The sequence below is a fragment of the Mesorhizobium sp. P171375 genome (assembly GCF_057786075.1).
In genome coordinates this window covers 5,774,070-5,786,166 of the sequence record NZ_JBYNWF010000001.1, presented here as the reverse complement: position 1 = coordinate 5,786,166, position 12,097 = coordinate 5,774,070, and the positions used below count along the sequence as shown (strand labels likewise).

10 protein-coding genes are annotated in these 12,097 nt (G+C 61.4%); 3 read left to right on the top strand and 7 right to left on the bottom strand.

The window, feature by feature from the left end; genetic code table 11:
• Positions 1–581: 581 nt before the first annotated feature.
• On the bottom strand, positions 582–1,562 hold the full coding sequence (gene ftsZ / locus ACYHH6_RS28195) for a cell division protein FtsZ (protein WP_352583563.1): 981 nt from the start codon (positions 1,560–1,562) through the stop codon (positions 582–584).
• Between the two features lie 452 nt (positions 1,563–2,014).
• On the opposite strand from ftsZ, the gene ACYHH6_RS28190 reads away from it, so the two are divergent.
• Positions 2,015–3,178, top strand: coding sequence for a DUF930 domain-containing protein (locus ACYHH6_RS28190; RefSeq protein ID WP_488500495.1), 1,164 nt, complete (start codon positions 2,015–2,017; stop codon positions 3,176–3,178).
• A 244-nt stretch (positions 3,179–3,422) separates the two neighbouring features.
• Here ACYHH6_RS28190 and ACYHH6_RS28185 read toward each other — a convergent pair whose 3' ends face one another.
• The 6 genes from ACYHH6_RS28185 to ACYHH6_RS28160 all read right to left on the bottom strand — a co-directional run bounded on the left by ACYHH6_RS28185 (position 3,423) and on the right by ACYHH6_RS28160 (position 9,898).
• Entirely contained in the window at positions 3,423–4,169 is a 747-nt protein-coding gene (locus tag ACYHH6_RS28185) for a ribonuclease activity regulator RraA (protein WP_112562100.1), read from the bottom strand.
• Between the two features lie 23 nt (positions 4,170–4,192).
• On the bottom strand, positions 4,193–5,356 hold the full coding sequence (locus tag ACYHH6_RS28180) for a mandelate racemase/muconate lactonizing enzyme family protein (protein WP_352583566.1): 1,164 nt from the start codon (positions 5,354–5,356) through the stop codon (positions 4,193–4,195).
• A 31-nt stretch (positions 5,357–5,387) separates the two neighbouring features.
• Positions 5,388–6,485 carry an ABC transporter ATP-binding protein gene (locus ACYHH6_RS28175; RefSeq protein WP_192259572.1) on the bottom strand — a complete coding sequence of 366 codons (1,098 nt, stop codon included), beginning with the start codon at positions 6,483–6,485 and terminating at the stop codon, positions 5,388–5,390.
• Positions 6,486–6,495: 10 nt separating this feature from the next.
• Positions 6,496–7,386 carry a carbohydrate ABC transporter permease gene (locus ACYHH6_RS28170; protein WP_112562097.1) on the bottom strand — a complete coding sequence of 297 codons (891 nt, stop codon included), beginning with the start codon at positions 7,384–7,386 and terminating at the stop codon, positions 6,496–6,498.
• Entirely contained in the window at positions 7,383–8,342 is a 960-nt protein-coding gene (locus tag ACYHH6_RS28165; protein ID WP_112562148.1) for a carbohydrate ABC transporter permease, read from the bottom strand. Before ACYHH6_RS28165 ends, ACYHH6_RS28170 begins: the two co-directional genes overlap by 4 nt.
• 77 nt (positions 8,343–8,419) lie before the next feature.
• Complete coding sequence (locus tag ACYHH6_RS28160; protein ID WP_352583568.1) at positions 8,420–9,898, bottom strand: ABC transporter substrate-binding protein; 1,479 nt, start codon at positions 9,896–9,898, stop codon at positions 8,420–8,422.
• Positions 9,899–10,107: 209 nt separating this feature from the next.
• Between ACYHH6_RS28160 and ACYHH6_RS28155 the strand changes: the two genes are divergently transcribed.
• On the top strand, positions 10,108–10,818 hold the full coding sequence (locus tag ACYHH6_RS28155) for a GntR family transcriptional regulator (RefSeq protein ID WP_203277344.1): 711 nt from the start codon (positions 10,108–10,110) through the stop codon (positions 10,816–10,818).
• 54 nt (positions 10,819–10,872) lie between these two features.
• Positions 10,873–12,039 carry a mandelate racemase/muconate lactonizing enzyme family protein gene (locus ACYHH6_RS28150; protein ID WP_352583570.1) on the top strand — a complete coding sequence of 389 codons (1,167 nt, stop codon included), beginning with the start codon at positions 10,873–10,875 and terminating at the stop codon, positions 12,037–12,039.
• Positions 12,040–12,097: the final 58 nt, after the last annotated feature.

Here is a 12,097-nt window from a genome sequence, read left to right as displayed (position 1 = left end):
CGCGTCGCAATGCAATTGCCCATTCTCGGGGGTGTCCATTTGCGTCCCCACTCGCTGGACCCGGAGGGTCGATTGATCCGCTTCTACGCTCAGGCTTCTCGTCGATATCAGAGCCCTGCAGTATTGTGCATGGCAACATGATCATTTTCCATGTGGGCTGAAATGTCCACCCTGTGGTTGCCCCCCATCTGGCTAGTGCCAGCGATTTAAAGGATTCAGGATTCCTTTGAAGGACGGCCTATGATTTTCATATTGGTCGAAGGAGACAGACATGGGCATTACCACGCCGGCCGGGTACAATGGACTGCAACACTGCGGCATCGAGCGGTGCGTTGACATATCCTCCCGCTCAGCTCGAGATCCACCGAGGAAACCTGCTTCGCGGTGGCCGACAGCGACGTTGTCAGGCTCACCGCTAGAGCGAATAGCACGCCTCGTGCCGTTCGGGTTTTCCCGACCAGCGAAGCGTGGAATGAAGGACGTCATCTTGCGCGTCCGAGCAGGAGCCTTCGCCCCTGATCGGCCTCGTCGCAGCGGCTTCCGCCTCGGTAGCTCCGTTAGGTGAGCAAGCGGACCCTTGCTTACTGTGGAATCTCAAGTCCGGGCCGCAATCCTGTAGCGACGACTGAGACCCTGAATTTTCCGGCAAGTGCCCGGTCGAATATGGCGCCGACGATGATGTCGGCGTCGGCGTCGACCTCCTCGCGGATGCGGGTGGCGGCCTCATCGACTTCGAACAGCGTCATGTCCATGCCGCCCGAGATCGAGACCAGGACGCCCTTGGCGCCGATCATCGAGGCTTCGTCGAGAAGCGGGTTCGCGATAGCCGCTTCGGCGGCCTTCTTGGCGCGGTCCTCGCCCGTGGCTTCCCCGGTGCCCATCATCGCGCGGCCCATGTCGCGCATCACCGACTTCACATCGGCGAAGTCGAGATTGATCAGCCCCTCCTTGACGATGAGGTCGGTGATGCAGCCCACGCCGGAATAAAGGACGCGATCGGCCATGGCGAAGGCGTCCGCGAAAGTCGTCTTCGCGTCGGCGATCCTGAACAGGTTCTGGTTCGGAATAACGATCACGGTATCGGCGCATTCGCGAAGCCGCTCGATGCCCTCTTCGGCGGCTTGCATGCGGCGTTTTCCTTCGAACGTGAATGGCTTGGTGACGACCGCCACGGTCAGGATGCCGGCTGTCCGCGCAGCGTTCGCTATGACGGGCGCGGCACCGGTTCCAGTGCCGCCTCCCATGCCGGCGGTCACGAAGCACATATGGGTTCCCGCAAGGTGGTCCCTGATCTCGTCGATCGATTCCTCGGCGGCGGCACGGCCGACCGCGGGCAGCGATCCGGCGCCCAGGCCTTCCGTGACATGGGCTCCCAACTGGATCAGCCGCGATGCCTTCGACATGGTGAGAGCCTGGGCATCGGTGTTGGCGACGATGAATTCCGCCCCCTGCAGATTTTCCGCAATCATGTTGTTGACCGCGTTGCCGCCACCACCGCCGACGCCGACAACGGTTATCTTCGGCCGCATTTCAGAGATGACGGGCCTTGCCGCGGTGCTCATCGTCTTGTCTCCTTGGAATTGATCGACAAAAGATTCATCCCGGAACGCGCCATTTGAACACGCCAGGTGCAAGAATCAGCTTTTACAGCCTTGGCGCAGGGAATCAGAGGGTGAACTTTGCGGCAAGACAAGATGTGGCGCTCGTACCATATACGCCTGCAACTCCTGAACGTGTCTCAGCCCAATCTTTTGGGATTGGCGAGCCATCGTAGCAATGCTGGTCGCGTGGTCGTGTGGTCGTGGTGTCATTTGACAGCAACCAGCCGGTGCGCGCACTTGCCACGCGGCGTCATGACAAGATTTCTGAAGCGCCTGGGCGCTCAAAGGCCGTCAGCATCGGACGATGCGGAACGGCCTCGCCCCCAGCACGAGCGCGCTGGGGCTGCGGCTAAAATGCGCCAATGCGGCGGCAACGCTTGATGCGGCCGCAGTTTCGCTCCACATCGTGAGGCATGAAGGACGAGACATTTGAGCGGCGTCGGACTTTGCTGTGGGCCTTGCCCGCATCGCTGATCCTGCACGCGCTCATCGCCGCGTTCCTTATTTACGGCCTGCCTACGTCTCCGGAACAGCCGCAGGAGGAGCAACCAGTCAACGTCGCACTCGTACCTCCGCCCGATCCGCCAAAGCCTGAACCCCCGCCGCCTCCAAAGAAGCCCGAGGCGCAAAAGCCGCCGGAATTGAAAGTAGAAAAGCCGCCCGAGCAGAAGGTAGAAAAGCCTGTACCGGAAAAGCCGCCGGCGCTCGATGTCCTGAAACCTGTATTCCAGTTCGGCGACAAAGATACCGGCCCCAGGAAATCCCTGGATGGAGCCAGCGCCCAGGACAACTCGCCGACACCGGCCAAGGATAAGGATTCGAAGCCGCCAGGCGAGCCGAAGGACGCAGAGAACAAACCCGTTGCGTCGTCAAACTCCGGCGAGCCGCCGGATGCAGCCAAGGCCGAGGAGAAGCCGGCAACCGCGGCCACAGAGCCGACGCAGGAGAAGCAGGCGACCGAGGACGCAAGCAAGCAGGAAGCAGACAAACCGGAGCCGCAAGACGCTGACAAACAGGTGGCCGCAATGCCTTTGGCTGTCCCCGGCGAGGACGGTGAGGTCGAGCTTCCGGCGTCGGCCCAGGCGCCGAAGGCCAGGCCCGAGAACACGCCGAAACCAAGCCCTGCAAAGGTCTCGAAGCCTGGAAGCGGAGGTGCCAGGAGGCCCAGCTCCATGGACGTGGCCGCTGCCGGGGCTTATTCGGGCCTTCCGGGCGTCCGCAAGCTCTTCTCGCAAGGCGCTACCGGCGATGCGTTTGCCGCGACCGCGATGGCCGGCCTGCCGCGAGCAGAGCGGGCCGGCCAACTCTGTGCCAGCGTCCTGCAGCAGGAGCTGCTTGACGCCTCTTACGTTCCCGCCTTCTGGCCGATTGTTCGGCAGAAGGCGGGCAATATCATCAACGACTCGGATGCCTATTTCCGCACGCGAACAACATGGTACCATCTGAGTTTCCGCTGCGAGATCGACGCCAATGCGACGCGGGTCCTGTCCTTTGCCTCCCGTGTCGGATCTCCCGCCTCGCCGGCCGAAAGCGCCCGCCTCGACCAGGAACTTCGCCGGCAGTATTCCGGCGGATAGCCTCTGCGTTAAGCTCCCGGTAACTCTCCCAGGTCGAAGACCAATTCGCTTCTTTGCTGTCCATGGATGCTAGGCTGCATCGGGGCGGAGTTGAAGGAGTAAGACCACAATGGCCAGCGTCCTGAACGCCAAAGGCGTTCCCCTCGACTATGTTCATGCCTATGCGCTGGGCGACGGGTATAAGTAGCTCCAAGGCGCTGCAGGAGTGACGATTGGGTGGCGGCCCGTGCCGCGTGGTCCCACCTCAATCCGCCGGGCGATTGGCTTTGCGCCACTCCTCATATTCGCCGCGGGCATCGTCATGCAGCGGATAGTAGCGCTGCAGCGGCGCACCCTGCATCAGCTTCATGCGCGAGAACTCCTCCCACTCGTGATGCTTCTGTGATTCTTCGATCACTTTTGCGGCCATTGCGAGCGGAAGTACCACCACCCCGTCGTCGTCGGCCACGATGATGTCGCCGGGGATCACCGTGACACCGCCACAGGCGATCGGCACGTTGACGGCATTGGGGTAGATGCTGGTCTGCACATGATAATTTGGTGTCCAGCCGCGCAGCCAAAGGGGAAGGTCGAGCTTCTCGACATTGGGCCGGTCGCGCATGCACCCGTCAATGACGATGCCCGCGCCACCTCTGCCCTTGAAATAAGTCGACATCATATCGCCGAAGACGCCGGAGCTCATATCGCCGCGCGCGTCGACCACCACCACATCGCCCTCCTGAGCGTGATAGAGCACATGCCGGTGCAATTGCGTTTCCGGGTCGGCGTATTCTCCCTCGCTGAAGAGGTCGGGCCGCTGCGGCAGGAATTGCAGCGTCAGCGCCGGCCCGACGATCGACTTCCCGTGGTTCTGCGCCACCGGACCGACCATGTGTGGATTGCGGAAGCCCATGTGGCCGAGCGTGCCGGCAACCGTCGCGGCGCCAATCTCCCTTAGCGCGTCGATCAGGTCTTTTGGCGGCCGCTGCGTGATATCGGGAGTATGTGTCATAATGGACTCCGGTTGGAATTGAACTACCAGTTCGTAACTGAGCCATCGCGGCGCTTGAGGTGAGGCGCTTCCCAGAAGCGGAAGCTCTGCGCCTGGATCGCCTCTTCGTTGATCTCGACGCCCAGTCCCGGCAAATCGCTGACCGGGTAATCAGGGCCGTCCAGCCGTGGTTGCACGGGAAAGAACTCGGAATTGTCGAAGCCCAGCTTCCTTTCCGGCGCCCTGGTCTCGAGCCACGCGAAATTCGGCACCGCCGCGGCGAGATGGATGGTTGCGGCGGTGCAGACCGGGCCAAGGGGATTGTGCGGCATCAGGTCGACATAGTGCGCCTCGCTCCAGCCAGCGACCTTCATCGCCTCGGTGAGCCCGCCGACATTGCAAACATCGAGCCGGTTGAATTGGTGGATGCCGCGCTCGATGTAGGGCAGGAACTGCCATTTGCTGGCAAATTCCTCGCCGATGGCGAACGGGATGTCGGTCATCGTGCGCAGGGATTCGTAGGCCTCCGGTGTCTCGTCGCGTATCGGCTCCTCAAGAAAATCGAGCACGCCACGGCCGAGCTTGTTGCAGAAGCTCGCCGCCTCGGCCACCGACAGCCGATGATGATAGTCGATACCAAGGACCACCTCGTCGCCCAGCGCCTCGCGTGCCTTGGTTAGCATCCTCGCGGTAGCGCCAATCGACTCGCGCGGCTCGAAGATGTCCTTGCTGCTTTGCCCGATGGGGAAGAAGCGGATCGCCTGCCACCCCTGCGCGCACAGTTCCCGGGCTCGTTCGATGGCAATATCGCCCTCGGCCTCGTCTCCAGTCGAGGCGAAGGTGGGGATGCGGTCGCGCTGTTTGCCGCCGAGCAATTGGTAGACCGGCGCCCCCAGCGCCTTGCCCTTGATGTCGTGAAGGGCAATGTCGATGGCGGAAATCGCCGCCTGCAGAACGCGTCCGCCTTCGAAGTACTGGCTGCGATAGACCTCCTGCCAGATCCGACCAATCTGCATCGGGTCGCGGCCGATGAGGAATTCGCGATAGTGCTCGATCGCTCCGGTCACGGCCTTTTCGCGACCGCTCAAACCGCTCTCGCCCCAGCCATATATGCCCTGGTCGGTCTCGACCTTGACGAGCATCTGGTTGCGGGTTCCCACCCACACCGGATAAGGCTTGATCGCCGTGATCTTAAGTTTTGTGATCATTCACACGCATTCCCCCACACATTCCCGTGTCTCAATCGGCATGGAGGGCCATCTCCGTTTCGCCGTCGAACAGATGGATGCGTTCCTGATCGAACTCGAGCCAGATGTGCTCGTCGGGTGTGACGGCGATGTTGGGAACCACACTGATATTGACGATCGCGCCGGAGAGGAACGCTTGCACGAAGGTGACGTCTCCGGTTGGCTCCACCGTATAGGCCTTGGCCGGAATGGCGCCGGGGGCGGCGCTCTTGTGCAGCTTGATCGTCGAATGTCGCGCGCCGAGCACGATCTTCCTGGTGGTTGCTCCCAGAACCTTGCGCGCGTTGAGTTGCGACAGCGGCAGGCTCCAGCCTTCCGCGCTGGTCAGAACGGTGCCGCCGTTTGCGGTCGATGCCTCCAGCGGGATAAGGCTCATCGCCGGGCTGCCGACGAAGCTCGCGACGAACATGTTGGCGGGATGGGCGAAAACTTGCGCCGGCGAATCGTATTGCTGCAGGAAGCCGCCGTTCATCACAGCCATCCTGTCGGCCATCGTCACGGCCTCGAGCTGGTCGTGCGTCACATAGACGATCGTCGCCTTGAGGTCCTGGTGGAACCGCTTGATTTCGGACCGCATCTGCACGCGCAGCTTTGCGTCGAGATTGGAGAGCGGTTCGTCCATCAGGAATACCGCCGGATCTCGAACGAGGGCGCGACCCAGGGCCACGCGCTGCTGTTGCCCGCCCGAGAGTTCGCGTGGCTTGCGCTCAAGCAACTGCGTCATGTCGAGCACCTTCGCCGCTTCCCTGACCTTCTTGTCGATCTCATCCCTGGGCAGCTTGCGCATTTGCAGCGGGAAGGCGAGGTTCATATAGACCGACTTTTGCGGATAGAGCGCGTAGTTCTGGAACACCATTGCGATGTCCCGGTCCTTGGGGTCGAGGTCGTTGACCACCCGGTCGCCGATGAAGATATCGCCCGACGTTATCGGGATCAGCCCGGCGATGAGATTGAGCGTCGTCGTCTTGCCGCAGCCTGAGGGGCCGACGAGCGCAACGAATTCGCCGTCATTGACCGTCAGCGAAACGTCGTTGACAGCTTTGAAGCCGCCATAGGTCTTGACGAGATCTTTGAGGACCACGTGGGCCATCGGCAACTCCCTAATGCTTGACCGCGCCTTCTGTCAGGGCGCGTACGAAGTATCGCTGCAGGACGAGGAACAGCACCACGACGGGCACGCTCATCATGAAGCTCGCCGCCATCAGGCCTGGAAAGTCCGTCGTGTTTTCCGAAAAGAAGCGCTGGATGCCGACCGGCAGGGTCAACTGCTCGTTCTTCGAAAGGAAGGTGTAGGCATAGATGTACTCGTTCCACGCACCGATGAAGGAATAGATTGCGGTGGCGATGATGCCCGGCGTCGACAGAGGCATCACGATCAGGATGAAGGCCTGGAACCGCGTCGCCCCGTCGATGCGCGCCGCCTGCTCGAGCTGCACCGGAATGTTGTCGTAAAAACCCTTGAGCAGCCAGATCGCCAGCGGCAGGCCGAAGGTGAGATAGGTGAGAATGAGCGAGCCATGCGTGTTCACCAACCCGATCGCGCGCATCAGGATGAAGAGCGGCACGAGAAAGATCACCGCCGGGAACATGTTGCGAAGCAGGACCGTGAAGAACAGGAAGTTCCGGCCTGGGAAGGTGAAGCGCGAAAACGCGTAGGCCGCGGGAACCGCCACGATCACCGAAAGGACAGTCGTGGCGGTGGAGACGAAAAGGCTGTTCCAGAAGAAGCGGAGGAAGTCCTGGCCGACGCTGTTTTGCGGATCGAGCAGCTTCTGGTAGCTGGCAAGGGTCGGCTGGTCAGGCCACCATTGCGGCGGGAATTGCATCGCGGCGAAGCCGGATTTGATCGAGGTGATCAGCATCCAGACCATCGGCAACGCGGTGTAAAGCAGCATGAATACGAGGAAGATGCGTCCGCCCCACCGCCATCCGTCGAAACGCAGGCGGCGACGGGCCTGGCCTCGAGCGGCTGTCTCAGCAATCGTGCTCATGCGTTGCCATCCTTCCTGTCGTTGCCGCTTAGCGCGCGGACGTAGAAGTAGCCGAACGTCATCAGGATGAGGAACAGCAGCACCGAATAGGCCGATGCCACCCCCCAGCGTTGCCGGCCGAAGGCGAGCTCATAAATATGGGTGATCCAGATATGCGATGCGTTCGACGGCCCGCCGCCGGTCATGATCCAGGGGATGATGAAGGAATTGAAATTGGCCACTGCCAGCAGGAGGATCGTCACTGTCGAGACGTTTCTCAAATGCGGGAAGGTGACGTGCCAGAAGCGCTGCCATGCATTGGCTCCGTCGACCTTTGCGGCGCGCAGCAGCTGGTCGGGAACCGTCTGCAGACCGGCCATCATCATGATCATGGCAAACGGAAATTCGCGCCAGATGTTGACGACGATCAGGGAGGGCAGCACCGTTGAGACGCTGTCGATGAAATTCGGCGGCCGGTCGGCCAATCCGAGGCCGACCAGCACCGCGCCGATGATGCCGAAATCCGAATGGTAGATCCACTTCCAGATGTAGGACGCCGCGACCGCGCTGATGACCCAGGGAATGATGAGGATGGCGCGCAGGACACCGCGGCCGAAAAAGTCGCGGTGGAGCGCCAGCGCGGCGGCAAAGCCGAGGGCGAAGGAGATGAAAGTGGATGCCAATGTCCAGACAAGAGTGTTCCACGTGACCTTCCAGAACACCTGACTTGTAAGGATGGCCGTGTAGTTGTCGAAGCCGATGAAGATCTTGTCGCGGAGCTGCAGACCGGGCGGCGTATTGAAGAACGACAGTTCGACCGTGTAGTAGATTGGATAAGCGATGACGATGAGCATCACGACGATCGCAGGCAGCACATACGCGTAGTCAGCGCGATGCTCCCAGATCTTCCGCAGCACGCCGGACCTCCCGGGTTGCAGTCTTCGGCGAGCCTCGGTCTTGCCGGTCACGATCGTCACTGTGGCGTGCCCTTGTTCTTCGGAACGAACCGGCCGCACCATCGGCGCAGCCGGTCAGATCGTGGGTCCGGCTCGGACTAGAGTCCGCCCATCAGGTCTTTTACCTTCTGGGCCGCGTCGTCCGCTGCCTGATCGACGGTCATCGCTCCGGTCAGGGCGTTCTGCAGCATGTCCGGGACGATGATGTTCATGATCTCGGGGGACTGCGGCAGCGCCGGGAACGGGATGCCGTATGGCAGCATCGAGGTCGTGACATCGAGGAACTTGATGCTGTCGAGGCGTTCCTTCATCCATTTGGTCTTGAAGCCGTTGAGGTTGCCGGGGTTCGAGCCGGCATAGGCCATCTTCAACGACCATTCCGGGCTCGTCCACATGCAGATGATGGCCTTTGCCGCCGGCTCGTCCACCTTGCCGCCCTCGACATATTCGGGCTTGAGGATGTGAATGTTCGAGCCGCCGAAGACGACGGCGCGTTTGCCGTCCGGCCCGGTCGGAATCAGCCCGTAGCGCATGTTGTCGATGACGGTCTGCGCCTTGTCCTTGTCGGTGCCCGTCGCTTTCTTCTGCAGGTCGAGCATCACGTTGTAATCGGACGGGTGCGAGATCATCATGCCGAGCTGGCCGGCGAGGAACAGCGGCTGGTTGTCCGCCTGCTGGTTGGTGAGCGCCGAAACCGGAACCGACTTGTCGCGGACATACATGTCATAGGAAGCTTGCAGCGCCGCCTTGCTCTGCGGGCTGTTGAGCTCGACCTCCTTATAGATCGGGTTCGCGGTGGCTTCGTCGAAGACGCCGCCGCCATAGGCCCACAGCTGCGGCATGAAGCGGTACGGGGTATTGCCGGCATTCTTGCGGGCCACGAGACCGTAACCGGCAATGCCGAGCTTGTCGTGGATCTGCTTGGAATACTTGACGACGTCGTCCCAGGTTGCCGGAGCCTTGTCCGGGTCAAGGCCCGCGCGCTTGAAGATGTCGGCATTCCAGATGAATGCCATCGTCTCGTTGTTGGTCGGAATGCCGTAGCTCACCCCGTCCCAGGTCACGGCTTTCAAGGCGCCGGGCCAGAAGTCCTCGGTCGAATACCCCACGTCCTCGGGCTTGAGCGGCTGCAGATAGCCCTTTGCGGCGAATTCGGTACCACCCAGGATTTGCAGGCGCACCGCCATCGGCGCGGCATTGCCGAGGAGCGCCGTGCGGAACTTGTCGAGGAGATCGTTGTAGGTGAGGGCTTGTTCTTCCAGCTGGATGTTCGGGTAGGTCTTGCGGAAGGTTTCGAAGAAATCCTTGTAGTACTGGCGCAGGAGGTCGGGGTCGCCCTCGAACACGCCCTGATACCAGAAAGTCAGTCGCCCCTTGTAGTCGAGAGGGGTGACCTTGCCGCAATCGGCGGCCGTGTCGAAATCCTGCGTGCCCGCAATGGAGCGCACATATTCCGGCGACCACTTGCTCAAGTCGACCGGCGCCGCAGCCAACGCCGATGCGGACATCAACGATACCACCAAAGCAGTGGAGACAGTGCCGCGCAGGACGGCACCGCCGAGTGAAATCCTCGTCATAGGGTATCCTCCAGGTTTCTCTCCCACGCCGCTCTGCGTCGAGGCGAGCGGTCCTGCTCGTCGGTGGCCGAACGTACCGTTCGATGTATCCCTTCGAGCGCTTCATACGTTTTCAGATCGTGGATTGTCTGTCAACGCGCCAAATCGTACATTGTTTATGGAAACCGTGCGTGATATCGATTAAGGCGTGTATTGATTTGGGGGCAGCCTTGGCCGAAGCAAGCGATTTCAAAGCAGAGCCACCCGAAGGGATCGACCCTATCGGGGCCTCCAGCGAGGGCGCTTCGCTTTATCAACTGATCAGGGAAGACATCATCGAGGGGCGGCTCGCCGCCAACGAACGGCTTGTGGTCACCGATCTCGCCCGACGTCACGGTACCTCGACCAACCCCGTGCGCGAGGCACTGCAGCTGCTGCGGGGCGAGGGCTTTGTCACCTTTGTTGCCAATCGTGGGGCGCGCGTCCGGCCTATAGACCAGGATTTTGTCCGGGATATCTACGAGATCGGAGTCCTGATCGAGCCAGCACTGACGCGATGGTTTGTGAATATGGCTACCGTCGAGGACATTGCCGAACTCGAACGTATCCAAGGCCTGATCGAAGAGAACAATTTTTCCGACACGTTCAGGCACAGCGAGCTGGATACCGCCTTTCACACCGTGATGTACCAGAGGCACTACAACCGCCATGCCGCCGAGCTTTGGTGGAAGCATCGCGAAGTGCTGCGGGCTGTGAGCCGGCGTTTCAATTTCACGCTCGCCCGGCGTGCCGCGATCCTTCGCGAGCACCGCGAGCTCATCGCGCATGTAAAAGCGGGAAATGCCGACGAGGCAGCCGAATTGATTGCGCGCCATGTCGAAGGCTCCGGCCGGCATGTCCTCGAACACATGCGCGCGCGCAGCGCCGCGCGGGCAGGATAGAAACTCCGGTCCGGAACTCAGCTATCCCGATCCACTTCGCATAAGGCAGTTGAGATGAAAATCACGAGCGTTCGGCCGTGGCTGATCAAGTCCGGTGCTTCTTATTGGGGAGAGTTCCTGTTCGTCGAAGTGACGACCGACGAGGGGGTGAGCGGCTGGGGAGAGATCACCACCACCACTAGGCTCGCCAACCGCGCGCTCTGCACGATCCTGCGGCAGATCGGTGCCGCCGTGACCGGCGAGGACCCGGCGCGTATCGAGTATCTGTGGCACAAGATATTCCGCAGCTTCACCTATATGGGCAGCCGCGGCGCCGCCGTCGAATGCGTGAGCGCCATCGACATAGCGCTCTGGGACATCCGCGGCAAAGTCCTTGGCAAGCCGATCTACGAGCTGCTGGGCGGACCGGTACGCGATGAGGTCGCGCTCTATACCCATCCTGACCAACGCAAGTTTACCAGCAAGGAGGCTGTGGTTCGCGAAATTCGAGACATCGTCGAGTCCGGACACACGGGGCTGAAGTTCGACCCTTTCCCGCATCAGGGCCGCACCGCCGATGGGCAATCGCGCGAGCAGCGGGACGGCTACCTCGATGGCAGCATGACCCGCAAGGACGAGCGCGAGGCAGCCGAACTCACGGCTTTGATCCGCGAAACGGCAGGCCCCGACATCGACATCCTCATCGATGCGCATGGTCGCTTCGACGTCCCCACCGCCATTCGCCTCTGCCGGACCCTCGAGGAGGCCGGCCAGATCGATTGGTTCGAGGAGCCCTGTCCACCCGAGAGCCTTAACGCCCTCAAACAGGTGCGCGAGAAAGTCAGCGCCGCTATCTCGTGGGGCGAGCGCGGCCACACGAAGTGGGATTTCGTGCCGGTGCTCGAGAACAAGCTCGCGGACTACATCATGCCGGACGTGACCTGGACCGGCGGCATCACCGAGCTCAAGAAGATTTCCGCTCTGTGCGAAGCCTACTACATCCCGGTGTCGCCGCATGACGCTGCCGGGCCGATCAACGTGGTCGCGGGAGCCCAGGTGATGATGACCGTTCCCAACTTCTACAAGCTCGAGACGTCGGAGTGGAACCTGGGCAAATACGATCATCTCATCGACCGACCGCTCGATGTCTCGAACGGCAACCTCAAGCTGACGTCGAAACCCGGTCTGGGTGTCGAGATGAACCGCGAGTACCTGCAGGCCCACGAGATTGAGCTGGGCTAGCTCTCGCCCGGCGCAGCGTGCAGGCCCGCCAAGCGTAGCCAACCAGAACGAGGATAGA